The organism is Alteromonas sp. KUL106 (genome assembly GCF_009811415.1).
GTDB lineage: Bacteria > Pseudomonadota > Gammaproteobacteria > Enterobacterales > Alteromonadaceae > Alteromonas.
On record NZ_BLIG01000032.1, the window covers coordinates 31,930 to 58,824 of the forward strand.

19 protein-coding genes are annotated in these 26,895 nt (G+C 45.7%); 6 read left to right on the forward strand and 13 right to left on the reverse strand.

Annotated features, from left to right (window positions below; genetic code table 11):
* Positions 1–15: 15 nt before the first annotated feature.
* The 8 genes from GVO63_RS11855 to GVO63_RS11890 form a co-directional block, all read right to left on the reverse strand.
* Complete coding sequence (locus GVO63_RS11855; protein ID WP_159580080.1) at positions 16–786, reverse strand: MotA/TolQ/ExbB proton channel family protein; 771 nt, start codon at positions 784–786, stop codon at positions 16–18.
* Between the two features lie 125 nt (positions 787–911).
* Positions 912–2,894, reverse strand: coding sequence for an SUMF1/EgtB/PvdO family nonheme iron enzyme (locus tag GVO63_RS11860; protein WP_159580082.1), 1,983 nt, complete (start codon positions 2,892–2,894; stop codon positions 912–914).
* An 11-nt stretch (positions 2,895–2,905) separates the two neighbouring features.
* A complete protein-coding gene (locus GVO63_RS11865; protein WP_159580084.1) occupies positions 2,906–4,354 on the reverse strand; it encodes a hypothetical protein in 1,449 nt (482 codons plus the stop codon).
* A gap of 86 nt (positions 4,355–4,440) precedes the next feature.
* The gene (locus tag GVO63_RS11870; protein ID WP_159492922.1) at positions 4,441–5,697 is read right to left on the reverse strand and encodes a hypothetical protein; all 1,257 of its coding nucleotides are present in this window, start codon (positions 5,695–5,697) and stop codon (positions 4,441–4,443) included.
* Positions 5,698–5,720: 23 nt separating this feature from the next.
* Positions 5,721–6,251: a hypothetical protein gene (locus tag GVO63_RS11875; protein WP_159580086.1), complete on the reverse strand. Its 531-nt coding sequence runs from the start codon at positions 6,249–6,251 to the stop codon at positions 5,721–5,723.
* A 206-nt stretch (positions 6,252–6,457) separates the two neighbouring features.
* Positions 6,458–9,793, reverse strand: a complete 3,336-nt coding sequence (locus tag GVO63_RS11880; protein ID WP_159580088.1) for an amidohydrolase family protein — start codon at positions 9,791–9,793, stop codon at positions 6,458–6,460.
* 356 nt (positions 9,794–10,149) lie between these two features.
* Entirely contained in the window at positions 10,150–11,403 is a 1,254-nt protein-coding gene (locus GVO63_RS11885; RefSeq protein ID WP_159580090.1) for a type II toxin-antitoxin system HipA family toxin, read from the reverse strand.
* Positions 11,393–11,731, reverse strand: a complete 339-nt coding sequence (locus GVO63_RS11890; protein WP_159492925.1) for a helix-turn-helix transcriptional regulator — start codon at positions 11,729–11,731, stop codon at positions 11,393–11,395. The genes GVO63_RS11885 and GVO63_RS11890 overlap by 11 nt, the downstream gene beginning before the upstream one ends.
* 313 nt (positions 11,732–12,044) lie before the next feature.
* Between GVO63_RS11890 and GVO63_RS11895 the strand changes: the two genes are divergently transcribed.
* Positions 12,045–14,234 carry a molybdopterin oxidoreductase family protein gene (locus GVO63_RS11895; RefSeq protein ID WP_201281910.1) on the forward strand — a complete coding sequence of 730 codons (2,190 nt, stop codon included), beginning with the start codon at positions 12,045–12,047 and terminating at the stop codon, positions 14,232–14,234.
* Between the two features lie 176 nt (positions 14,235–14,410).
* Here the strand turns inward: GVO63_RS11895 and gorA are convergent, their stop codons facing one another.
* The 5 genes from gorA to GVO63_RS11920 form a co-directional block, all read right to left on the reverse strand.
* On the reverse strand, positions 14,411–15,760 hold the full coding sequence (gene gorA / locus GVO63_RS11900; protein WP_159580094.1) for a glutathione-disulfide reductase: 1,350 nt from the start codon (positions 15,758–15,760) through the stop codon (positions 14,411–14,413).
* A 251-nt stretch (positions 15,761–16,011) separates the two neighbouring features.
* The gene (locus tag GVO63_RS11905; RefSeq protein ID WP_159580096.1) at positions 16,012–17,316 is read right to left on the reverse strand and encodes a response regulator; all 1,305 of its coding nucleotides are present in this window, start codon (positions 17,314–17,316) and stop codon (positions 16,012–16,014) included.
* A gap of 73 nt (positions 17,317–17,389) precedes the next feature.
* On the reverse strand, positions 17,390–19,063 hold the full coding sequence (locus GVO63_RS11910) for an ATP-binding protein (RefSeq protein ID WP_159580098.1): 1,674 nt from the start codon (positions 19,061–19,063) through the stop codon (positions 17,390–17,392).
* 11 nt (positions 19,064–19,074) lie between these two features.
* Positions 19,075–19,899 (reverse strand): phosphate/phosphite/phosphonate ABC transporter substrate-binding protein, encoded by an 825-nt coding sequence (locus GVO63_RS11915; RefSeq protein ID WP_159580100.1) that lies wholly within the window; start codon positions 19,897–19,899, stop codon positions 19,075–19,077.
* A gap of 20 nt (positions 19,900–19,919) precedes the next feature.
* On the reverse strand, positions 19,920–20,480 hold the full coding sequence (locus GVO63_RS11920; RefSeq protein ID WP_159492931.1) for a response regulator: 561 nt from the start codon (positions 20,478–20,480) through the stop codon (positions 19,920–19,922).
* A 259-nt stretch (positions 20,481–20,739) separates the two neighbouring features.
* Here GVO63_RS11920 and prlC point away from each other — a divergent pair, with 259 nt between their 5' ends.
* The 5 genes from prlC to ubiB all read left to right on the forward strand — a co-directional run bounded on the left by prlC (position 20,740) and on the right by ubiB (position 26,668).
* The gene (gene prlC, locus GVO63_RS11925; RefSeq protein ID WP_159580102.1) at positions 20,740–22,776 is read left to right on the forward strand and encodes an oligopeptidase A; all 2,037 of its coding nucleotides are present in this window, start codon (positions 20,740–20,742) and stop codon (positions 22,774–22,776) included.
* 6 nt (positions 22,777–22,782) lie between these two features.
* Positions 22,783–23,472: a DNA-3-methyladenine glycosylase I gene (locus GVO63_RS11930; protein WP_159492933.1), complete on the forward strand. Its 690-nt coding sequence runs from the start codon at positions 22,783–22,785 to the stop codon at positions 23,470–23,472.
* A gap of 112 nt (positions 23,473–23,584) precedes the next feature.
* Entirely contained in the window at positions 23,585–24,382 is a 798-nt protein-coding gene (gene ubiE, locus GVO63_RS11935; protein ID WP_159580104.1) for a bifunctional demethylmenaquinone methyltransferase/2-methoxy-6-polyprenyl-1,4-benzoquinol methylase UbiE, read from the forward strand.
* Entirely contained in the window at positions 24,382–25,026 is a 645-nt protein-coding gene (locus GVO63_RS11940; protein WP_159580106.1) for an SCP2 domain-containing protein, read from the forward strand. The genes ubiE and GVO63_RS11940 overlap by 1 nt, the downstream gene beginning before the upstream one ends.
* A 13-nt stretch (positions 25,027–25,039) precedes the next feature.
* Complete coding sequence (ubiB, locus tag GVO63_RS11945; protein ID WP_159580108.1) at positions 25,040–26,668, forward strand: ubiquinone biosynthesis regulatory protein kinase UbiB; 1,629 nt, start codon at positions 25,040–25,042, stop codon at positions 26,666–26,668.
* Positions 26,669–26,895: the final 227 nt, after the last annotated feature.

Sequence of the window (26,895 nt, forward strand, 5' to 3'; positions counted from 1 at the left end):
TGGAATATCGCCTAATTAATTGTGAAGGTGTGACAGTAAGTGATGTTCGCACGACTCTTGAGTGCGAATAACCATTTTGTCCTGACGGCCATTTAAAAGATGCATTAGCAACATCAAAATCAGCGAGATGAAAAGCGCCACTAACGTTGAATTAAAGGCAACACCTAGCGAGGCGGTCATACCGGCAATGTCGCCATCTAACGCGGCATCTGCCTGGGCCAACGCTGCGCCTATGCCTCGAACGGTGCCGACGAAACCAATAGAGGGGATTGCCCAGATAATGTAGCGGATCACGTTGTTACCACTTTCCAATTGCGCCGCAATGTTTTCTACCGATGCATGAATAGCGTCGGCGGCATGCTGTACATTTTGTGTATTTTTAAAACGCCTAATACAGTTAATCCACGTGCTATAGGCTGGTGTATCGCTGTATGACGACGATGAGAGCTCATTGAGTGCTTTGTCTACATCAAGTGGCGTATCTTTGTTATGTTCAGGTAAGAGATCACGTGAATAGATTTCCTCTTCATCGAGGAGCTTCCAAAGCTTGTAAACCATCAAAAAAATACAGAACAACATGAGTGATAGACAGACTTGCTGCTCAACATCTTTGAGAATAACCCAAATAGAAGAAAGGGACGCAGTCCCCGCTGTCGCCATGACTTTCTCTGCAGCGGGGCGAATAACGCCTGCGAATAGAAAATGCACCAAGGCGAAAATAAACAGAAATACCCCACCGCTTACAAGAAAGCTGGGGTTCATTGACAATGTATTCTCTTTACGCATGCTCGGTCCTTGATACCTAAATATTGGTCGGGAAGTCTTGTGGCGAATCTAGCGATACAAAGTATGCGCTGGCTGTTCCCGCTATGCCTAAAAGCACAGCAATGATTAATAGTTTCTTTTTCATATTAGTTCTCGTATCTCGCTATGCGAAAGCCTATGTCGTCAGCTGGCGCAGATTCACCACTACGTACACTTGCGCGAATATTTTTAAGCCTGCCAGTTTGGTAAGATGCGCCTTTTACCACATGTTTACCCTGACCCACAGGGCCTAAATAATCGGTGTAGCTCCCAGATTGGGCCGACAGTGCAACATCGTAAGTATCGTGAACCCACTCACGCACATTGCCATCTAAATCATAGAAGTCGCCGCGTTCGGCTTTAAAAGACCCCACCGGGGCTTTGCCAGCAAATCCATCATCATAGTCTTTTAATATAAAGGTTTGCTTGCCATTGAGTGAGGCGTCGGCGAAGTTTCCCTGCTTGTCTCGTAGACTATACTGGTTACCCCACACAAATGTTGTTGGCGACGCGCGGCGGTTCAATTTGGCGACAAACTCCCACTCAGCTTCAGTGGGCAGGCGGTATCCTTTTGAAGTAGCGTCAACACCTGTCACACGTCCATTTTGAATAACGTAAAATGGCGTCAAACCTTCTTTTTGACTTAACCAGTTTGTGAATGCAGCGGCTTCACTCCAAGAAATATTGGTGACCGGCAGTGCGCTACCTCCCCCTTTTCCGGTGAAAGCGGCAAACTGGGCCTGTGTTACTTCATGCTTGGATACCCAGAACTTGCGAGAAAACGACACGTCTCTTTGCACTTCATTGCGTTGACGATCTTTTTCGTTGGCTGGAGAACCCATGGTAAAAGATTTTGGCGTTATCAGCGTTAGTTGAATACCCAGCGTAGTTGCGAAAAGAGGTTTACCTTCACGGCGTCGGGCTTCAAATTCAGTGAGCATGTCTGCATGCACGTTCACCGGGCGTTTCGCGCTAGGTGTTATTGTTTTTGTTACGCTGCGATAACCGTCGCGCTCAAAGGTAACCGCATGTGGCAAGGCTTGAAGACTCAAACTTAACGGCGTTTGGCCCTGAGGTGCGCCGTTAATGGACACCTTTGCATTCAGTGATGCCGTTATATCCACTTGGCCGAGTTCTTTGCTAAGGCTAAACGTTAGCGTTCTGTTTTCACCAGGTGCTAAGGTGATTTGCTTGCTTTGCGAAATGAACCCTGTCCTTTCGTATTTAACTGTATGTTGTGTGTTGGCATCGACACGGGCGTTATTGTCAACCGGTTGATTGTTTACGGTAAGCACGCCGCCTTGGGGGGTGGTGGATACAGATAGCTGCGCTTGTAGCGGTTGAAGATTGTAGTTTCGAGACGGTGAAAGACGCTGATTAGTCACTTCAATCATATCCTTCAGAGGTTCCAAGCCTGCTTTTGTTACCACAATCGCGTACTTCCCACCCTCCGCATTATAGGTAAGCGGTGTGAGACCTATATCCTTTCCGTCGAGAGAAACAGACGCGCCAGAGGGAGTAGAATTTATCGTGATCGCGCCTTTAAGCGCAGACAAGGATATCTCTTTTTCAATAATTTGCGCGATGTCAGCGTCAAACGTTACCTCACCCGTCTGAAAGTGCGGATGGCTGGCGCGAACCGTATAGCTACCCTGACTCAGCGCTGTGGTAAACGTGCGTGATACCGACATCTTCTCTTCATTCAAATACCATGTAATGCCGTCGAGCGAGGGAATGGTTGATGCTGTGAGTTCGGCTGGCAGTGGCGTAAGTGTCACCTTGACGGTACTTGGCGACGTATCGTCAATGACAACACTTGCAGTTTGATATTTAGGCGCTGCTACCTGTATTTCTGCGTCACTGCCAAAAACGTATAATTTATCGCCGATAAACAGAGCGTTGCCACTGGTAACCGCAAATTGCGGCGCTGTCGCGGCTCTTTCTGGAGCAACAGCAAAGGCATAACCTTTAGTAAGAAACAGCCAGCTAAAATAAATTACAAGTACAGCAGCCAGACCTATGAGTGAAGCGATAGCTACGCCTTTTCTACGTTTTTTTCCTTTAGCAATGGCGTCATCAATACTGCTCACTAGATAGATCCTTATACTTTTTCAGTACATTCAACATGCACTGTCAGGTTGTTAGCTGATGGTGATACAATAATTTCTTTAATCACAGAGCGGTAACCCTCGCGACTTCCTTCAAGTCGATATGTCCCCGGTTTAAGTTGAATGGTTTTACTTTTGGTTTCACCAACAAGTCCAACCCCAAGCACCTTGATGTAGGTGTCGTTGTCAGACGTAATAGTGACAGGGCGAGGCTGATTAATGTCATCGATAATCTGCTCTAGCGAAGTAATTTGTGCACGTAACTTGGCGCTTCTATCGGCATAGTTGCGAGCCTGTTCGATATCTTGCTGGGCTAGATTTCTTATATTGTCATCGGACAATCGTTCAGGTTTTTGTTGATAAGCGTCTATCCGCTTGCTCGCATTTATAATTGCATCGGCGTCTTGTTTTGCTTTAAGCAATGTCGGGCTGGTCGAAAAAGAAGTAAGGCCTTTACTTGCCAAAAGCTGAACGGTTTTCCATTCATCTGCGTCCGCAAAAAGAGTGACTTGGTTTTCAATTTTTTGCTGTTCACTACCGGCGATCAAAGAGGCTAATTTTCTGCTGATGATAGTGAGCTCGCTACTTGAAGATTTGAGAGTTTTAGCCTCATTGATATGTTGTGTTGCTGCGCTGAAATCACGAACATCGATAGCTTTGTTGGCTTTGGCAAGTAAAGTGTTAAATCGGCTATCAAGCAGTTGACGCTCAATTGCATCTAGCGCTTGCTTGGCGTCTTCTCGAAATGGGTCAAGCGAGACGATCTTTGCGTAGGCATCGCGCTGTTTTTGTATGTTATTTTCAACACGGCCAACGCGTGCCTGTTCATAAGCGTCCTGCACGTCGTTATACACATCGATACGCTGCTGCAATACCTTGGCTTTGTCGAAATCCGGGTTCGTTGTAAGCGACAGTCTGTTTGAGTTAAAAGCCCCCGAAATATCATCGTTCTTAAAAGCAAGGAGCGCACTTTCGTAAGGGGCGGTATAGGCGTTTTCGTAATCAAGGCTTATAGTTGCAACAGACGCATTGATTTGTGCTAAGGCGCTTTCAACCTCGCCATAGTTAGATGCGCTGTAGTTGTTAAACGCGTCGTTTAACGCATCGTCAACAAGGTTTACTTTTTCTGAAAATTCTTTTGAATGTGTAACCCGCTGCGCAAGCTCGCTCACCCGTTGTTTGCTATCACTTAGCGCCATTTGAAGTGCCTTTCGTTCTTCTGGACTAAGCAGGGGGGAAGTAGGGCTTTTAGATGGCTGACGTAACGCTTCTGATTCATCAACGGCTAGATCAACGTCTGGTGAAGCGCTTGGCATATAAGCGATAAGGACGGCGCTTGCCATACCAACAAACAGCACTACCGCGAAGCCCAGCATTGTCTTTTTAATGATCGTTTTTTTCTTGGCTCTGCTTTGCTCGATTTGCTGTTCAACGCTTGGCATGCGTAGTCCTTTGTTTTCTTATCTTCACGTGAAATGAAATGGCGGTGGAACTCAATATTGAATCAACATTAAAAAAATGACTACGCTTAAAGCGCAGTCATTGGTGTTGATTCCATTTCATATATATCTTTAAGGCGAGATCGCAGCTGGTAGTACTGTTCGGCAGCGGTGCCTTGTAGTTCGATGCGCTGGTTGTCAATTTCAACAATTTGATCAGCAACTTGAATATCAAGGTTTTGCCCCATTTCGTCAAACAAGTCACGTTGGGCGTGAAGTTCTTTATTGGTTTGTATTGCTTGGCTAAGTGAACCAATAGCGGCAATACCAGCACCAGCAGCGGCCACTTGACCAACGGTAGAGCTAGAGTTAGAGCCTAACAGCACAGAAGCCACTGCAAACAAACCAGCGGTTACCTGTTTGGTAGTGCGCTCAGCTTCAAGTTCCCGGATTTTCTTGGCTTCAGGTAGCGTTTCTTTCTGGTATTTTCTATAAGGCGCTTCTGTCGTCACCCAGAATGAATCGTAGGTTTCTTGAAGGCTGTCAATAAACTGCTCGTCTTTTGCTTGAATGGCGCGTATGCGACGAAGCATTGGGTCGCTTTCAGAAGGTGCACTAACAAGCTCAATCTCGCCTTTTCGGTTCTGAGATAGGTACTGGCTAAACGATTCTGGGCTATACATTTGCGCGTAGCGTAAATCAGATACCATCTGTACTTCTTGCTTGTAAGCCTCTGACTTCTTAATCAGCAGGTCATAAACAAATTTAGCAATTTGCTCGAACACTGGGCCATTCGGGTTTTCTCCACGAGACATTGCATCGCGGTACCAGCCTTCACTGACACGGTATTCAAATTCTTCTTCGCCCCATACGGTGTTTTTGGCGTCCATGACTTTTACGCCAATTTCTACCGTTTCGGTATCTGAGTAATTGATCTTTCCAAGAACGTACACGTCGGCAAGTGCAGACGCGTCAGGCGTCACATTGATGCTGCCAAACGATTTGGTTTCGCCTAACGCTTCTTTGGTAGCAATGGCAAAACGGTTCGCTTCTAATCGGCGAACTTGTGGCCAGATGCCTTCTTCTTCTATTTCGTCGTAATCGATAGAGCCATCACGATCGGTAGGAAAGCCAGGATCGAAAACGGGAACAGCGACATCCATGTAAATTTCTGAGTTGTAGTTATAGCTATTTCTCTGTGCACCTAAAGGCTGGCCAACGCTAGGACCTACCATAGATGGACCAACGCTGGACACATTCGTTTGCGTTGAACCACAGCCACCTAAAAGTATAAACGATGCCGTTGCGACCACTGTAAACAGGGCCTTTGGTTTAAATGAAGACATTTCCTTTCCTTCCTCTGAGTTTATTAGCAGCCGTATTGCTCTTTTAATGCTTGGAAGTGAGCCTTTTCAGCCTCATCTTTTGCTCCTTGTAAACCGGCAATTACGGCGCCACATACCGCTGAACTACCACCTTTCGCTTGTCCGCCAACGGATTGTTTGGAAGGATCAGAGCTTGATGTCGTAGTTTGTGTATTCGTTGATGAATCTTGAGATTCTGTACTGCTTTGCGAATTAGCTTGCCCAGCACCCGCGCCAGAAGATGCGGTAGGCGATGAATTTCCAGAGCCTGCGCCTTGTCCAGCTGCATTCGCAACGCTTTGTGCACTCGATTGAGCGGCGGCGTTCATGCATTCTTCGCTTTGATTTAATGCGCCGAAAAGAGAGTCATCTAGCGCTTGTATTTTTTCCGCTTCCGTCATAGTCGACATATCTTGTTCACCGAAGTCGAGTATGGAGCAGTCTTTATAATAGGTAGGAGTGACGCTTGATTGTGCGAAAACAGACGTTATCGAAAATACACAAAGTAATATAGCAAAGGGCAGATAGTTCGGCATGGCCATTAAGTCCTTTTAATTGCGATATTTTGAGACATATGTAATACCTCGCTCCTTTTTTTATATATAGCATCCTTTTAGCCAAGACAAAACACAGATTTTAATTTAAATAAAAGCAATAAAATAAAAAGCCGATAAAACTCAATCTTTTATCGGCTTATCGGCTTATCGGCTTATCGGCTTTTTGATGTCATAGCATTAATTAACTAATGCGCCCAATGATAGTGGTGTGCTTTCGCTTCCACATCATCTGCTGTTTGCTGCGGCATAAAGGTCGCATTGTCTTGTTCAAAGAAGAACGGCTTGCGCTTTTCTTTGCTGCCCACTTCATTCATGGTAGCCGACTCGTATACGCGTCCATTTAGTACAGTGTATTCGACGAATTCACTCTTTCTAATGTCGCTCAGTACGTCGCCATCAATCACGACTAGGTCAGCAAGCTTACCTTCCTCGATACTGCCAATATCTTTACCCATACCTAGGTGTTTCGCACCATCAATAGTACCGCCGCGTAGCGCTTCCCAAGGCGTGAAGCCGCCTTGTTCCATGATCCACAACTCCCAGTGAGCGGCTAAACCTTCACGCTGGCCGTGAGCACCAATATGTACACTGACCCCATTGTCTCGAAGCGTTTTGGCGTAGCTTGCTACGTTCTGGTGGTTGTACTGATTTTCTGGTGCAGTAGGTCGGCGAATGGCGCGGCTGTCTAGAATAGTCGATGGGGTATAACGAAGAAGGCGGGGGTTCTTCCACACTTCTGTTTTATCGTACCAGTATTCTTCACCCATCATGCCGCCGTACGACACAACGAAGGTCGGTGTATAGCCAAACTCAGTAGCTTTCCATAGCTGAGTGACGTCGCTGTAGCCTTTTTCAACAGGAATGCTGTGCTCAAGACCCGTGTGGCCATCTACCAGCATAGTCAGATTCTGCTGAAGCTTACCGCCCCCTTCAGGGACCACCATCATCTCTTGATTTTTTGCCGCCCAAAGGACCTGTTGGCGCTGATCACGACGGGGCTGATTGTAGCTTTTCACTGAAATAGCACCGGCTTCTTTCAATCGCTCGACGTGGAAGTAGGCGTCTTCATAATTGTTGATAATGGCTTTGTAGCCTAGCCCTTCTGCACCGTATAAGATGGTGCCGGTGGAATAGATACGCGGTGCAACAATATCGCCTTTGCGTTGCAATTCAGCCGCAGCAAAAATTTCTGTCGTGTCGTTTGATGGGTCGTGAATAGTTGTTACACCGAACGACACATTCGAGTACTGACTCCAGTTTTGCTGAGGGATAATCTCGTTGCGGCCCTGCGAGCCGTGTGCGTGGGCATCAACAAGCCCAGGAATGATGGTTTTACCCGAGGTGTCTATCTGCATGGCGTCATCAGGAATGGTCACTTCGCCACGTTTGCCAACCGCTTCAATGCGGTTGTCTTTGATGAGTACAACACCATCTTCAATCACTTCTTGTGTATTGTCAGCATCGCGCATGGTTACCACTTTGCCGCCAACCAAGGCTTTGTATCCAGATGGCTTGTCAGCTTTCGTCGTAAACGACAAGTCCATCCCTTCAGCTACCGGCTCAGGCAAAGTTTCAGCGGCACCATCAACAAAGGCAAAAGCTTCATCCAGTGAACGGCTAAATAGCGTGGGGCCATTAAACCAACTTAAGGTTTTGTTGTCAGGCGACCACGTGAGGTACTCACCCGCGCGGCTTGAAAGCTGCGTAACTGGTAACGAGGTCATATTCGGACCAATAGTAATACGCTTGCCATTTTCAACAAAAGGCGCCACGTAAGTTTTGAACTGGTAAACAAACGCAACCCACTTCTTATTGTGAGAAAGCTTGTACTCACTTACTTTATCTGCGCCATAAAGGTGAGTTCGCTTGTCGTTGCCTTTAAGATTCACGCTGGAAAGTTGCGTTTCATAATAGGCTTCACCGCCCGCTGACTCGGTGAAATACACCCGGTCATCGCTACCCGCGAAATGCGCGTTGTAGCCGCCTTCGGTCACTTTTTCTACCGTATCTTCTTCAAGGTCAGCTACGTAAATACCTGGCTCAACCGAATATTTGGGGTCTAGCAAATAACCGCCCGTAAACTTGCGGAAAACCACCTTCTCGCCATCGGCAGAAAACGACGGTTCAATGTAGTGGCCAGGCTGCTGGGTAATGATTTTTCCTTTACCACCGCGGGCAGAAACCACGCGAACGGTGCCTAAATCTTGGTCGTTCCATGTGGTATACACAATCGACTTGCCGTCGTTAGAAAAGCGCGGATAGTATTCGTCGTGATCGTTTTGTTTAGTTAAACGTTTAATTTTGCCTGACTTCACATCGCGCACATAAAGTTTACCAAGGGCTTGGAAGAGCACGGTTTTACCGTTGGGTGACATCTGAGACCAGCGAATCATGCGTACGTCAAATTCATCTGGTGCCACATCAACGTCAAAGCGAAGGGCATCTGCGAATTTCACGGTACCTTCAACGGTTACGTCCATTGTGCTAGTGATTTTATCTTTTACGTCGATGGTGTGGAATTTACCGCCTGTCCAATATACGATTTTGCTGCTGTCAGGCATCCAGTCGAAGTAGGCAAAGTAGCCTTCCGAACCAAAGCCTTCCTGCATATCACGCTCTAATTCCAACGTCAGCGGTGTTTCCACACCTGTTTTTATATCTTTGATGAAAAGTGCGGTTCTATCTTTAACGCGACGAATAAACGCAATGTGCTTGCCGTCAGGAGAAGGGGTAGGGACTACAGCGCCGCCGGTACCGCTGATATAGCGGCTCTCTTCGCCGGTTTCGCGGTCGTAGCGAGTAATAGCAAAAATGCCTTCTAACGGATCACGGTTATATTCAAAACGGGCGCCTGGAACCGTATTTTCGGTGAAGTAAATGTACTTTCCGTCGTGAGAAAATACAGGGTCGGCAATGTTTTGCTGGTCGCGTTTTCCGCTGTTACGTGCTTTGATTTGAAGGCCGTCGCCACCCGATTTGTGATACATCCAAATCTCGCCTGCAGGAATACTGCGGCTAGACATAATGCCTTTGGTGACGACTAAGTATTCACCGTCTGGGCTCCATTTAGGCGAGTGAATAAGATTGCTTTTCTCTTTGGTTATTTGACGAAGATTACTGCCATCAATGTCCATAACCCATACGTTGCTTAACCCGTCTTTATCCGAGATAAACGCGATGTGCTTTCCGTCCGGAGATATGGAAGGATGGATATTCCATGCGAAGTCTTGCGTAAGTGGCGTCGCGTCGCCACCCTTCATACTAACTTTGTATAGGTCACCGAGCATGTCAAAAACCATAAACTCGCCGTTAGGTGCTATGTCTAAGCTAGACCAGGTCGTCTCATTGGTTTTGATCGTGACTTCATTAAGGGCATAAGGTGGGTTATTTACGTCCCACTTTTCAATGTCAGATTCTGTTTTTTCTTCACTGTCGTTTTGGGCGTATAAAGTAGGTGCAACACCTAAACCCAAGGCACTTACTAGCGTGATGGCCAGTAAACGTTTCTTTGTCGTTATCATAATTGTGTTTCCAACCGCTTATTATTTATTTTGTGTCTACATCAGAGTACATGAGTTAGCGTAAACTGCCGCACTCTTGAATTGTAAAGCTCACGTTAATACTACTGCAAAGTGTAAGAGTTTTATTTAGCTAATGCGATTGTAAGTCTGATTTTAGCGTTTAACTATCATTGAACTATTCTCGATAATCGTTACTTTTAGTGCTTATTTCACATTTGTCTCGCTGTATGTAAGCAATATTGTGAGACTTTGGGTACGACAACTACAACTTGTTATAAAAGCGCTACTCAGCGGCTGGTCTAAACCAACAGCACAGCCACCCCGCCGCGCTTAACGGGAAATAGCGACGCTGGGTGCTATTGTGTTATTGAGTAAGGGTTTAAAAACTGCCGCCGCCAAAACAACCGCTTATCGATTTCAGACAGTTCAGCTTCGGCACAGACGGTATCAAAGTTAGCTTTAATTATCTGAATTTGATGTTCAAAAATAGCCTTCGCTTCCTCCTGCGATAGCAGAAAGTTATGCGCGGTTTGAAGGCAAGTTGCGAGTTGGCTCATTTTATTGCTACCTGCAATTAGCATGGCCTGAGACGCTTCGTTTCCGGTACGCCCCTGAGGGCATACATCATAGGCCGGTGTTAACGTTAGTGTGTGGCCATTCCAAAACGCTGCATGATTGCGAGCATGATCGTCTGTATTGCCGCAAAGAATATTAAAGGTCAGGCGGCCAAACAGTTCCCGAAGTGTCTCTTTCGGTCTAGTAAATCTGTGTCGAATGATTTCTGCCAGTGTCTCATAGCTGGCATACCGCGCCATCATGTCATCCAGTGCAAATAGGGTAAGTGCTGACACAATAGATTTTCTTTCCCAGCCTTTCTCTGAAGCTACACGATCAAACCTTTTTACTAGCAGTACGTCTTTATTCGCGGCTTTGGTTAGTTTGACCGGCGCCACATCAAGTCCAGCCAGTTTGGCTAATCGCATGGCGATGTATTCAGCCTTTACGACACTGTAGATATCATTACTGGCAGAAAACTTTGCGATGTATTTTGTTCCGTCCTCTTCAATCAGGGCTTTAGGGCGTGCGCCACCAATTGAACTTCCGTGAAACAGGGCTTGGTCTAGTTCGGGCGTTAGCGGTACGCCTTTTTCAACGCGTTCTGCCGATTTTGCTAGCTCCTCCATGGAGACATTCATCGCAGAGCGTGGCACGTATTCGGTAGGAGAAAGCTGAAAATCTAGTGCACCAATGCGGTCAGACCCAGACTCCAGAAGATAGGTCAGCTCATCTAGCTGAGTTGTATCGATATCATCACCTTTACACCCGAGACGTCGGTTAATAATAACACGTCTGCCCCATGCATCTGGCGCACTGTCACGGATACAGCCGGGCACACTGAGCCCGTCTAATAACGAGAGTGAACCTGGACGCAGGGGGAGTTCAGGTTCATAGATAGGTACTGCATCCTTTACTCTCTCTAAGTAACTTTTACCGTAGTTGAAGATCAAATTATCGCCATCAGGAGCGAGACGACCTGCCACGACAGGCTTGGTCTCCTCGGGCAACCAAATCCAGACGAATGCTTCTTTATATTCCTGTTTAGAAGTCATCTATCACTTCCATCTTCGTTTTTCGTGCACTTTTAGGCAGCAGTGACAGCTTTTCTTCAATTTGCCTGACCTGCATAGTCAGTCGGCTAGGTTCTGCCTCAAATAATGTTACACCGACGATTCTGGCTACCTCAAAAGTTGCTCCTATTTCGCATTTAGGATCTGCCTTTTCTATGCGGGAAAGCATCCCTCTGGAAATACCTGCTCGGTCTGCCACCTCCTGCGCGCTCATCTTTTTCTCGAGTCTTGAGGCTCGAATGAGCTTCGCCAACAATGTTAGCGCTTCTTCGGTGTAACTGGAGTAACTTCTGACTATAGATTTTGGCATTTGAGTCGCATATAGAACATTTAAATGGTTAATGAGCTATATATAGTGCACGAAAATGGACTAGTCAAATCTGATGACTATTAATTTGTTCTATATATGGTACGTAATGATTTTATATGTTCTATATATGGCGCAATATTTTTAAATTATATGGCAACTTGGTGTAGGGCTTATCAAATTATATAAACGAGACTTCCGTTCGCGGGGTTATCACAAGCTTCCACTCATCATCACTTTCAGTGATGCTTGTCTATTACAGCAAGAACCGCTAATTTCTAACAAGTTATTAACAATGAATTGTGTAGGAATTACCGTGAGCAACGCTGAACAACAATTGCATTATTCTACTTGTACGCTTTGTGAGGCAATGTGTGGTATTGAGGTAGCGACAAAAGGCCAACAAATACTGTCAATTAAAGGGGACAAAGATAACCCATTTAGCCAGGGGCATATTTGCCCTAAAGCGAGTGCCCTTAAAGATTTGTACGATGATCCCGACCGTCTAAAACGTCCTGTGAAGAGAGTTGACGATACGTGGGAAGAAATTACGTGGGATGAAGCCTTTGATTTGATTGCAAACAACTTACACCACATCCAGCAGGCACACGGGAATAATGCGGTAGGTGTGTATTTAGGCAATCCTAATGCGCACAATATGGGTTCTATATTGTTCGGTCCATATTTCTATCGTGCTCTTAAGTCGCACAACCGATATTCCGCTACATCCGTTGACCAGTTGCCACATCACATTGTTAGTCGACGACTTTTTGGTCATATTTCTCAAATCCCCATTCCTGACATCGATAACACACAACATTTTATGATCATTGGCGGCAATCCGCTGGCCTCTAATGGCAGTATTATGACAGTGCCAAACGTGAAAAAGCGTTTGAAAGCCATTCAAAAACGCGGTGGTAAAGTGGTCGTTATTGACCCCAAACGCAGCGAAACCGCCGATATCAGCTGTGAGCATCACTTCATTCGCCCCGGAAGCGACGTGTTGCTGTTACTGGCAATGCTGCACGTGCTGTTTGAAAAACAGCTACACAGAGTGGATGCAATTTTACCTTATGCCGAAGACATCAAAGAGGTTGAAAACTACGTTCGCGATTATTCACCACAAAAGGTCAGCGAGTTTATCGGTATTTCGGCTTCACAAGTCACTCAGCTTGTTTTGGACTTCTGTCACGCTGAGTCAGCAGTTTGTTATGGCAGAATGGGGGCTAGCGTACAGGCGTTTGGAACGCTCACTCAGTACCTTATCATGCTGTTTAACATGCTCACTGGAAACCTAGATAAGCGAGGTGGCATGATGTTTACCCAGCCAGCCGCTGACGTACTACCGGTATCAGGCAAGGGCAGCATGGGCGGATTTACCTCTCGCGTAAGAGGGCTTCCGGCGTTTGCTGGTGAGTATCCGGTAGCGTGTTTAGCCGAGGAAATTTTAACCCCGGGAGAAGGGCAAATTAAAGCCATGGTGATCGGAGCGGGCAACCCAGTGGTTACTACACCCAATGCAGAGCAGCTTGATAAAGCATTTGCTCAGCTCGACTTTATGGTTGCGGTAGATTTCTACATTACCGAAACCTCTCGTCATGCGGATGTTATTTTGCCTCCGGTAACCGCGCTAGAACGCGACCATTACGACATTGTTTTTCACAACTTTGCAGTGCGAAATTTTGCTAAGTACTCTGAAGCTGTTGTGGACATTGACAAAGACCAGCTGACCGATTGGCAAATCTATCTGTCTTTAGCCGAGCGGCTAGACGCGTTAAATGGAAAAAGCACGGCTCACTATGCCGCACTTTGGGAAAAGCAACCTAAAGGTGTGGTTGATGATTTATTGAAAGCTGGGCTTTATGGACGAAACGCAAATAAATACAAGGACGCGGATACTCACTCAAATGAAACCTCAACCGTTATTCCAGCAGAGGGGCTGTCTATCGAAACGCTAAAAGCACATCCCCACGGTATTGACTTAGGGCCACTTCAACCGTCTTTGCCCCACGCATTGTTCCATGAGGATAAGAAGGTTCACTTGGATTTTGATTATTTCATGGCGGATTTAAACAGGGTAAACACCCATTTCTTTGAAAGAGAGAACCAATCTCAATCAATGGTTTTGATAGGTCGTAGGCATATTAAAACTAATAACTCGTGGCTGCATAACAGTCCGCGCATGGTGAAAGGAAACAATCGATGTACGCTACAGCTGCACCCAGATGATGGCGCGAAATACGGCATTGGAGATGGTGACGAGGTAAACGTGAAATCGCGGGTAGGTCAGCTCACTATTGAGGCTGAAATTACGGACGCGATGATGCCCGGCGTAGTGTCTATTCCTCACGGCTGGGGGCACAACAAGAAAGGTATCAAGTTGTCTGTAGCAAGTCAGCACCCGGGGGTTAACACCAACATTCTCACTGACGACCTGCAGGTGGATGAACTATCAGGAAATGCAGTGCTAAATGGCGTGCCGGTGATACTAGAAAAAGTAAGCTGAGCTCATAAAAAAACCGGCATTTACATGTGAGGAAATGCCGGCTTTTGTGAGAAAATTTTCAAGGAGTAAACCTTCTCCTCATTGTGCTTTTACCAGTAACCTTGCTTGTGACTAACCTTTCAGAAGTCCGCAAAAAGAACTCATCTACATCAAGTTAATCAGTGAATGGCACACCGTTATGTCATAGTAACAAACTCTTCAGCACTGGTAGGGTGAATAGCGACACACGCGTCAAAGTCAGCCTTTGTTGCGCCCATTTTAATGGCAACAGCAAAACCTTGCAGAATTTCATCCATGCCGTGACCAATGCCGTGAAGGCCTACTACTTTCTCGTCTTCACCTGCACACACAAGCTTCATTTTGGTCATTTGGCGATGGCGGGTGACAGCGGTGTACATCGACGCAAAGCTAGACGTGTACACTTTAATACTGTCCTCGCCGTATTCTTCAATGGCTTCTGGCTCAGTTAAGCCAATGGTGCCAATGGGAGGATGACTAAACACGACAGTAGGAATAAGCGAATAATCCATGTGCGCGTCTTTTTGACCGTTAAACAAGCGCTCGCTCAGCAAGCGACCTGCTTTCACTGCCACCGGAGTAAGTTCTGCTTCACCGGTAATATCACCGACAGCGTAAACATTTTTCGCAGTGGTATTTTGATATTTATCCACTTTCACCGTACCGTTATCGTTTAATTCAACGTCGGTATTCTCAATATCAATTTTATCAGTTGAGGGTTTGCGGCCAATGGCCCAAATAAGGCAGTCAGCTTTTAGCTCTTCACCATTGGTTAGGTGTATTGAAAGCTCACCATCGTCGGCCTTTTCCACCTTCTCAACGCTGGCGTGAGTGTGCAGTTTGCAGCCTTCGGCGTGGATCATATCCACCAAGGTTTCATGAATAATAGGGTCGAAATTTCTTAATGGAGCGTGCTTGCGAACGACAAGGTGTGACTCTGTGCCAAGAGCGTGAAGTACGCCGGCCAGTTCAACACCAATATAGCCTGCGCCAACCACTACCGCCCGCTTAGGCTGCTCTTTTAATGCAAAGAATCCATCTGAATCAATACCGTACTCAGCACCTTCTATATCTGGAATAATAGGGCGGCCGCCAACGGCAATCGTTATATGATCAGCCGTATACTTTTCACCGTTGACTTCCACGGTGTTGTTATCGATAAACTTGGCGAAACCACGAATTAAGGTGACATCATTTGCAGTAAGCACACGGTCGTAAGAGGCATGAATGCGCTCAATATAGGCTTGGCGGCTAGCAATAAGGCTGTCCCAGCTAAAGTGATTTACCGACAAGTCGAACCCGTATTCCGGCGCATAGCGATGAATAGCCTCAGCAACCTGAGCACCGTACCACATGGCTTTTTTAGGCACGCACCCTACGTTTACGCAGGTGCCACCGATATCTTTTGCTTCAATGATGGCGGCTTTCTTGCCGTGTTTCGCCGCGCGATTAGCAGACGCTATACCGCCGCTACCACCACCAATACAAATATAATCAAAATGTGTCATACAAAAAGCCTTTTCTGTCGGTTAGGCGAGCGCAGACCGATAAACGTTATTCATCATTATTACGGTTCGCTCGCAAAGCAAAGTTGACGCTGCTGCGTTTCACCTAGAAGAGTATTCTAGAGACCAGAACTCGCTTCAAGGTATTTCAACTAGTTTATCAATGGGGATAGAAGTAGCGAAATAAAAGGTTGAACGAGATAAACATGCTTTACGTGTTTACCCCGCTCTGCATAAGCGCCCTAGATGTTGTTCTAGCTATTTATAGTTTCAGAAAGGTTTTCTGGTTCTATTTGAATACTAAAAGCTTTGCCTCGCTCTACTTCAAAGTGCACGAGTTTCTGTATGGTGGCGTCACTTAACACGTGACCTTCAGGAAGTATAAGAATGTGGCTGTCGTTATAAAGGTTTTGAGCCAATATCATACCGGCTTTAAGCTGTGACGCTTTCAACGACGTTGAGAGCAGTTTAGACGTAGTCACGTCCTCAGCCTCTAAGAGAAGGTCCAGAAACTCTCCATCATAACGCGTGTTTCGGTGTTTTTTCATCTCTAGTTTCGCATCGCGAGGGCTCATCTCAATGCCGCTCATTCGACCGGTCACAAGTCGCCAATAGTCGCGCGCAATAGCAAGTATACGAGCCCCTGCCGGAATTTCTTTGGCGACTTTATTGTAAAGACCTGAGCCATTGTAGTGCTCAAACTGGAACTCAATGATATCTGATACTTGGTTAAGTTCATGGGCTGGCGCCAGGATCAGCGCGGCTTGTTTAGTTTGCGATAAATAATTTTGTTGCTGTTGATATTTGAGCTTTGAAAATGGCGCTTTAAAATCTTCGGTTTCTAACCCTAAAAGCCCGATTTCACAGATCAAACCCGCATAGCGAACGTGCTTTATATCGTCTTTATCAAAGCGAGCGATGCGCGCAATTTTTGCGGCTAGTTCACTCACTTCAATAGCAAACTTACCATCTATGTTGGGGTTGATACTGATAACATTAAAAAGCACCTGCTCCATTGCAATATTGTGCTTCTCAATTTTATTCAACGCGGCTTTTATTTGGCGGGTGCGCTTTTGAACAACCTGCTCTAGGGATGCGTTAACATCACGGAGTTTTTTATTCTGTAGTCGGGTGAGTTTCTGCAGGCGTAGATTTTCTGTTTTTAATTTTACTCTTTCCAGCCCTTCTTCAACTACCGCAATTAATTCCTGATTATCCCATGGCTTTTGCAAATAGCGGTGGATTTTACCTTGGTTAACCGCCTTGATAGTTGACTCGATGTCTGCGTACCCGGTGAGCACAACTCTGAAAGTATCTGGATAGTTAGTTGCCACTTGCTCTAAAAGTTCTGCGCCAGACATCTGCGGCATTTTCATGTCAGAAATTACCACGTGAACTTCGTTTTGACTCATAAGCTCTAACGCTTTTGCTCCGCTATCAGCGAGAAGCAGGGTAATGTCCATAGTGAAAAGCGCGCGTTTTATCGCACGAAGAATATTGGGTTCGTCGTCGACAAATAGCACCGTGTAGGTTGTCGCTTTTGCGTTAGGCTCTGTCATAAATAATAATCCTTATGCACGACACTGTAGCTGTTACTTGTTATAAAGCATGAAATCACCGAGGCCGCGTCCATTATTCGTGTTCTCCCTCAGCGTGATTTTCTGACGCCTCTGAGTTAATAGGAAGCGTAAGAACGAACGTACTGCTTTTTCCTTCAATGCTCGTTGCTGAGAGGGAACCACCGTGCTCTTGAGCAATTCCGAATGAAATTGAAAGGCCAAGACCTGTGCCTTGTCCTTCAGGTTTTGTCGTGAAAAACGGGTTAAAAAGCTTATCGAGATGACTGGCAGGAATACCACACCCCGTATCTTCTACGCGCAGTTCAATGAAGTCGTTCAGCTTACACGTGGTAATTATAATTCTGCCGTTTTTGCCAGTTGCCTCGATTGCCTGACCCGCATTGATCAATAAATTCGTAATAACTTGTGAAATTTTACCCACGTTCATCAATACATCAGGTACCTTGCCTAAATGCGTCTCCACAGTACAGATATATTTTAATTGGTTATTTACCATAGCCAATGTGGTACGAACGCAGTCGTTGATATTGTGCTGCTGCATTTGGTCGCTATCAACACGGGAGAACAACTTAAGTCCTTTCACAATCTCAGCAACACGATGAAGGCCTTCTTGCGAGTCAGCCAATAGTTCTGTTATATCCTCATTGATAAACGCCATATCCTGATTAGCTAACATGTTTTCTAGCTCCTTGAGCGCAGCGTCTCTCGCCTTATCTTCCTTGGCTTTAAGTGCAACGTTTATTTGTGAAAAAATCATTTGATAAGTAGCAACATATTCACTTAAGGTTGCGATGTTACTGCCAACGAAGCCAACGGGATTGTTAATTTCGTGGGCAACGCCAGCTGCCAACTGACCTACCGATGCCATTTTTTCTGCTTGTAGCAGCTGAACTTGCGTTTCTTTAAGGTCTTTATTGGCTTCTTGCAATTGATAGTTTTTCTGATTCAAAAGAGAGGTTCTATCTTGCACTTTTTCTTCAAGTAATGTGTTCAGCTCTTTTAATTCATCTTGAGCGCGCTGTCTTTGCTCGTTTTCCTCTTTTAAGCGCTCAACCAACTGATTAAAAGCTTCAGCCAGTTCACTTAATTCGTCTTTACCGCGAACAGGTACGAAGACCTCTCTGTAATCATTATTTTTGACTGCATCGCCCAAATGCTTGGCACCCTCGTGTAATTGGTGCAGTTGTGACATGAGAAATGAACCCAGCAAGTATGAACAAAGGCCAACCAAGAGAAACTCTAAGAGCGCCAGTGTCACTGTCCAGCTCTTTATCCGAGACACTGACTCGGTAACGGAGGCTATGTTCAACCCAATCTCTACGTATCCATAGAGCGTATCGCTTACCATGATAGGCGCTCGTGTATCATAAACTCCGTCGTTGGATTCAGACACGGAATTATCTGGACTAAATTCACGAGCGAGCGCTTCTTGATTCCCTTTCTCTACGAATACGTTGCCGTCTTTATCTTTAACTTTGACGTAGGAGACGTTGGGATTCGTGAGGATTTCTGACACATCGGCATCGAGGGATGCCAAGTCGTAGCTTAAAAACGCATTTTTGGTGGTTGAGACAAACAGTGAAGCCGTTGTATCGGCTGATTTTTTTACGCTGCTATCAACAAGATCATTCAGCAGTTGAAACACCGTAATGAGCAGCACCAACAGCAATAAAGCTGCAATGGATGCAACCCCTGCTATTGTTTTTGTACGTAAAGAAATCTTCATGCTCAATCTACTCAAAGGTGAGGTCTAGAAAGGGATGCGATTCCAAGTGACCTTACATCATCCCACTCGCTGTCATCAGATGCGGTAAAGCCACTTAAACCGATATTCTTTAAAAGCCACGATTTACTAGTGTCGTTAGATACTGCTATTAATGAATTAAGAATAGCTTGTCTGTCGGCTTCTGCCATATTCGGATGGGTTGCAATGGGGTGAGGGGTATAACCCTCACTTGTCCAAAGGATGCGTAAATCCTTTTTAATGTCCGCTGGCAATGCATCAAACGTACGCAGAATGCCACCCCCCGCGCTAAAAAAATTACGCTGTACAGCGAGATAAACTGAATCGTGTGAATTCACATAGCGGGGGATGAACGGTATGTCATTGTTGCGAAGGTGAGCGCTCGTAATAATGGATGCAGCAAAGGCCGCAGGTGCCGGAAAAGCAATCTCAGAGCCAGCCAAATCATTGACGGATTCAATCGGGCTGTCTTTATGTACAACAACTAAGCCGCTTAGTCTTTTGTCTTTTTGATGCACCAGTGAACGGTAGCCTACCGATGCATTAAAAACCACAAAATGGTATGGGTTCATATAGGCGAGATCATACTTCCCTTGCGCTAACTCAGATTCAAACGTAGGGATGTCTTTGGCTGTCTTGAATTGAACATCAAGTCCAGTGAAATTGCTTATATAATCTATTAATGGCTGCCACTTCTCTGCCATTTTCTTTGCTGACTGCTGAGGCACAACACCGAAGGTGATAGGGTCTGCACTTACGGAATATGCGCCAAAAGTAAGGGAAGCAGCTAAAACGAAGTACCGGACAAACAAACCCATATTCACTCCCTGTAGAAAAATCAAATCGACATAAACTGTTCAAGTACGACAGTTAAATCATGATTAGAAAATGGTTTTTGAAGCGTTGCATCTGCCCCGATATCTAAGGCGCGTTCTAGGCTGGAATCATCTAAAGCTGAAATGACGACGATTTTTAAATCTCTGAATTTACTCTGGTCGCGAGTGAATTCGATAACGCTGTAACCGTCCATACCGGGCATGCTCAAATCAAGCGTCATGACTTTGGGTTCATACTGGCTCAGCATTATTCCTGCCTGGAACCCACCGGTCGCAATATGTGAGTCGAAGCCTGCCCGCCTAGCAACGCGCTGAATAGATTTTGCGACAGGCATTTCGTCATCAACGATAAGAATTGACGACGAGGCGATTCCTTTCAAGGCATCAGGGATTGGCATTTCATGACGCTCCAAGAATTCTATAAAGTCTTCAACCAGCACGCGATTGTTGCCGCGCCCAGGAAGCTTGAAACCCTTGAGCTTACCGCTTTCTATCCACCGTATCACTGTGCGGAGATTGACGTCGCAAAAAGACGCTATCTCACCAGATGTCAACGTTTTCATATTATTGCCTTGTTGGTTTATTGGCCAAAATTATAGTATGAGAAGTAGTGTGAGACAAAGTAGACAAAAGGATGATATGTGACATTTGCGACAGCCTTGTATTTAAAAACATGTCGTACGGCGTGTAGGACGAGGCCTGATCCTTCACTTAACAATAGAAGTAGAACCTAAGTAGGTCAACAACAGGTTAAGCAATGGCTTGCTTTTACTTCGTGAAGCCCCATCATTATGCTATCAAAGTACTAAGAGTGAAGAGACTATGACAACCCCTGCAATTGAGAAGGTCGACGGCCTACCTATTTTTTCTGCTATAGAGCCTGAGTCTATTAAACCTGCCATTGAAAAAGCTATTGAGGCATGTAAAAGCGAGATAGAAGACGTTGTGGCGTCGAAGGATTACTCTTATAAAAATTTGGTGCTGCGATTAGAGGAAGTGGACGACCGTTTGAGCAAGATGTTCTCACCGGTGTCGCATATGAACAGTGTGGTAAGTAGTGATGCACTTCGTGAGGCTCACGATGCCTGCCTGCCGCTTCTCTCCGAATACGGAACTTGGGTTGGCCAGCATGAAGGGCTATTCAATGCCTACTCTGAGCTTAAAGCATCGGACGAGTTTGATACGCTAACCGAAGAACAGCAGAAAGTCATTGAGAATGCCGTTCGTGATTTCACCCTTTCCGGTGTCGCACTTCCCGAAGATCAAAAGAAACGTTTTGCAGATATCCAGGCAAAGCTAAGTGAGCTTTCGTCAACATTTTCAAATAACGTCATGGATGCCACGATGGGGTGGACAAAGCATGTGACTGATGAAGCCGAGCTCGCTGGTATGCCAGAATCAGCCCTAGAAGCCGCTGCTCAGGCAGCGCATCAAAAAGATCTTCAGGGATGGCTATTTACCTTAGATATTCCCTCTTATCTCCCGGTTATGCTTTACGCTGATAACCGCGAGTTACGCGAAGAGATGTATCGCGCCTATTCTACAAAGGCTTCAGAGCAAGGCCCGAACGCAGGTAAATGGGATAACACTGAAATTATCAAAGAAACTCTGATGCTTCGAACTGAGCTCGCTGAGCTTTTGGGTTTTGATAGCTATGCCCAGCGCTCTCTTGCAACCAAAATGGCTGAATCTACTGACCAAGTTATCGGCTTCTTGCGCGATTTGGCTGCGAAGTCAAAACCTCAAGCTGAGCGTGAATTAGAAGACGTAAAGGCTTATGCCAGAGACAAACATGGTGTGACCGAACTCAGCGCGTGGGACTTGCCGTATTACAGTGAAAAACTGAAGCAGGAAAAGTACACCATTTCTGACGAAATGTTGCGTCCCTATTTCCCTGAAGACAAAGTATTATCAGGCTTGTTTGAGGTGGTACATCGTCTTTATGGCTTAACAATTATTGAACAACCGGGTATTGATACTTGGCACAAAGACGTTCGCTATTTCACCATTACAGACGATGCCGACGTAATGCGCGGTAGTTTTTATCTCGATTTGTACGCACGAGCGAAAAAACGTGGCGGAGCTTGGATGGACGAATGCCGCGTTCGCCGAGAGAAGTTAGATGGTGAACTGCAGCTTCCAGTGGCTTACCTTACCTGTAACTTCAATGCGCCAGTAGGTAATAAACCCGCATTGTTTACCCATGATGAAGTCGTCACTTTATTCCACGAATTCGGCCATGGTATCCACCACATGCTGACAAAGATGCGTGTGGCAGGTGTATCGGGTATCAATGGTGTTCCTTGGGATGCGGTAGAATTACCTAGTCAGTTCCTGGAAAACTGGTGCTGGGAAGAGGATGCACTCAACTTCATTTCAGGACATTATGAAACCGGAGAGCCACTGCCGGCTGATTTACTAGAACGTATGCTGGCGGCAAGAGACTATCAGTCAGCGATGCAAATGGTGCGTCAGCTTGAATTTAGCTTATTTGATTTTCTGTTGCACAGTGAGAAAGGCAGTAATGTCGACGTTCAAGGTACGCTTGATAGCGTGCGTAAAGAAGTTGCTGTCTCTATTCCACCTTCATTTAACCGCTTCCAAAATAGCTTTGGGCATATTTTTGCTGGCGGCTATGCGGCGGGATACTACAGCTATAAGTGGGCAGAAGTGCTTTCAGCAGATGCCTATAGCAAGTTTGAGGAAGACGGTATTTTTAATCGCGAGACAGGCAAAGCCTTCTTAGAAAATATTCTTGAGATGGGCGGTAGTAAGTCGCCAATGGACTTGTTTGTAGCCTTCAGAGGACGAGAGCCTAAGGTAGATGCGCTTCTTCGCCATAGTGGTATAAAGGGCTAAGCGTAAATGGCAGAGTCTTTTCAAACTATCTACCGCCGAGCCTGTGAACGCAAAGGCGGAGAAAGGGTGCTTGAAGCTATGCTTCAAGCGCCGCTTTCTCGCGCAAACATAGAGGCGATCCCTGACCATCGTTTTTTGGCCGCGATGACAAAGCAAGTTTTCAAGTCTGGCTTTGTGTGGCGAGTCATTGAGCAAAAATGGCCAGATTTCGAAACCGTTTTCTTTGGTTTTGATGTGGACAAAGTGCTGTTGATGCCTGATGAAATGCTGGAGCAAAAAGCATCAGATAAGAGAATTGTGAGAAACTATAAGAAGGTCACAACAATTCGCGACAACGCCATGATGATTAAAGACGTGGCGCTTGAATACGGATGTTTTGGCAAGTTTGTTACAAGCTTTGAAAAAGAAAATATCACAGAGTTGTGGGATTTTTTGAAAAAACGCGGCGCGCGCTTAGGCGGGAATACTGGGCCTTACATGCTTCGCGCACTGGGTATCGATACTTTTTTGTTTTCTCGGGATGTCGAAGACTATTTGCGAAAACACGATATTGTTGACGGTGGGCTAACGTCCAAAAAATCACTAGCCGCAGCAAACGCGGCTTTCGCACAGTGGCATAAGGAAAGCGGGCGTTCTCTTCAAGAGCTCAGCGCGATCGTCGCTTTCAGTTGGGGGACCAACAACAGGCCCGTTTAAGTCGAATTTCACGCATGAGGCTTGACATACAACTCGGGCATAAAGCTTTTGCTTGGCAACACAATCCTATACACTTCGGCATTAATAAAAATATTCACATTACAGGACTGTCATGAGCGACAATCAGACTTCCGCTACGCAAGTAGACTCCGCAACAGACAATGCAACCGGGCAAACCACACACTTTGGTTTTAAACAGGTTGATAAAGGCCAGAAAGCGTCTTTGGTGGCTAATGTTTTTGATTCGGTAGCGGCGAAGTACGACGTAATGAACGACCTAATGTCAATGGGAGTCCACCGCCTGTGGAAACGCTTTACTATTGATTGTAGCGGTGTACGTGCAGGCAACAATGTGTTGGACATTGCGGGTGGTACTGGCGACCTGACTGCCAAGTTTTCTCGTTTAGTTGGTCCAACGGGACTGGTTACCCTTGCCGATATTAACTTATCTATGCTCAAGGTAGGTCGCGATAAACTGCGCGATCGTGGCTTGGTCAGCAATATTGACTATGTACAAGCAGATGCAGAAGCACTGCCGTTTCCCGACAATCATTTTGACGTTGTAACCATGGCATTTGGCCTGCGCAACGTAACGGAAAAGCAGAACGCGCTTAATTCGATTTATCGTGTGCTTAAGCCGGGCGGTCGATTGTTAGTGCTTGAGTTTTCAAAACCAACTACCGAACAACTCAGCAAGCTTTATGACATGTATTCGTTTCATATTTTGCCCAAAATGGGGCAGCTTGTAGCCAATGATGCAGAAAGCTATCAGTATCTCGCTGAGAGTATTCGCATGCATCCTGATCAAGAGACGCTAAAAGGCATGTTTGAGCAAGCAGGTTTTGAGCAGTGTGATTATCAAAATCTAACCGGTGGCATAGTTGCGCTACACAGAGGTTACAAGTTTTAATGCCTACCTCTGCGCTTGTTGCAGCAGCTGCTGAATCGGTTATAAATAAGCTGCTTTCATTAGATGAAGATAGCGAATCAAGGCTGAAGCCTCTTCGTGGTGCTAGGCTTACGGCATTCGTCTCGCCGCTGCCCTATGGCATAACACTGTCATTTTCCGACCGCATAGACGTACTCACCGAGCAAGGCACCTTTGAGGAGACCGTTGCGTCTTTAGGGTCGAAAGACTGCTGCATTAAAACGTCCCTCCAAACGCTGCCCGAACTGAAAGAAACCAGCCAGCTAACTCGTCTTATTCAACAAAAAGCGTTGATATTAGAAGGGGAGTTAAACGTAGCCCAACAAGTTAGCGCGCTTTTTCAAGAGCTCGATATCGACGTTGAAGAATTATTGGCGCAAAAGACAAACGATGTCATTGCCCACCAAGCAGTTAACACAGTAACGGCAGTGCATGAAAAAGCGACCAGAGCAGTGACATGGATAGGGCAAGTGGTAGGTAACGCCCTAGTAGAAGAAAAACAGCTTGCTGCTCATAAGCTTGCGGTTATGCATTTTAGTGATGAAGTCAATGTGCTTCGTGATAGAACAGAAAGTGCAGAGGCGCGGTTGCGTAAATTAGAAGAAAAGTTAAAGAACGTTTTTTAAAACAGGCTTATAGATGCGTATTGTTAGGTTTTACCGTATTAACAAGGTATTGTTAGAACACGGCTTAGACGAATTGATCCCGCCAAAGTGGTTACCCTGGTATGCGCGAGCGATGCGACATACCATTTTCTGGGTACGAAATAAGCACAAGGGAAAATCTGCCGGTGAGCGCATCACTCTTGCACTTCAGAGCCTTGGGCCAGTTTTTATCAAGTTCGGCCAAATGATGTCTACTCGCCGTGACTTGCTTCCTCCTGCCATTGCGAATGAACTTGCACGCTTACAAGATAAAGTCCCGCCATTCTCATCAGATGCTGCACAAGACATTATTAAACAAGCGTTAGGCCTTGACGATTTAAGTGACTTATTCAGTGAATTTGAAAAAACACCGCTCGCTTCAGCGTCTATAGCTCAAGTTCACGCAGCGAAGCTAAAATACAACAATGAAGATGTTGTTGTTAAGGTATTGCGACCGGACATTCGCGACACCATCGTCGCTGATATGGAACTACTATTTAGTTTGGCGAATGTGCTACAGCGTTGGCTGCCCGACGGCAAACGTTTGCGCCCGGTTGAAGTGGTTGTTGAGTACCGCAAAACCATTGTTGATGAGCTCGATCTGTTGCGAGAGTCGGCAAATGGTATTCAACTTGGACGCAATTTTGAAGGTTCTGATGCGCTGTATGTACCGAAGATATACAGCGACTATTGCCGAAGTAACGTGCTCATAATGGAGCGTATTTACGGCTTACCTATTTCAAATATCGATGCACTGCTTACCCAGAATACCAACATGAAGAAACTGGCAGAACGCGGTGTAGAAGTGTTTTTTACGCAGGTTTTCCGCGACAGTTTTTTCCATGCTGATATGCATCCTGGCAATATCTTTGTATCCACAGAGCATCCTGAAAACCCCAAATATATTGCTATCGATTTTGGCATAGTGGGCACCCTTAACCGTGAAGATAAACGTTACTTGGCGGAAAATTTTATCGCGTTTTTTAACCGCGACTACCGCAAAGTAGCCCAGCTTCACGCAGACTCTGGTTGGGTGCCACAAGATACCAATATCGATGAATTTGAAATGGCGATCCGTACGGTGTGCGAGCCTATTTTTCAAAAGCCCCTCGCCGAAATTTCTTTCGGTAATGTGCTATTACAGCTCTTTAATACTGCGCGCCGCTTTAATATGGTCGTGCAGCCTCAGCTTGTTCTTTTGCAAAAAACACTGCTTTACATAGAAGGGTTAGGGCGACAGCTTTACCCGCAGCTAGATTTGTGGAAAACCGCCAAGCCATTTCTAGAAAACTGGATGAAAGAACAAATTGGCTTTACCGCGATGATGGGGAAAGTAAAAGATAACTTGCCGTTCTGGTCGGAAAAGCTGCCTGAAATGCCAGACCTGCTTTATGACAGTTTACAGCAGATGAAGCGCTTGCCCTTACAGCAACAAAGAGCCCACTTAGCGCTGATTCAAGAGCAGAAAAAGACAACTCAGACCACTCATTTAAGTGTGGTTGGAGCGACTTTTATGCTCACATCGCTAATCCTTCCAGTTTATGATTTATCGTGGTATTTCCCAGCATTAACGGGCCTGATAGGCACAATTTGTTGGTTTATGGCGTGGCGGAAAGGGCTGTAACTTTTGTTACGTTGGGGTGAAACATTTATGAAATCCGCTGTTTAGTGATTAATTTGTATAGTAATCGTCCCGAAGAGTGTTATAGTGGTCTTGGCTCTTAGCCAATGTCTTTAAATAGACGCGATTTTGTATTATTTGCTATATGTTAAACCGCTCGAGTTACCCTGTAATTTGTTGTAAGTTGTTTGTCCATTCGTAAGTAAGACCCAATACTCCGCCAATTTAAA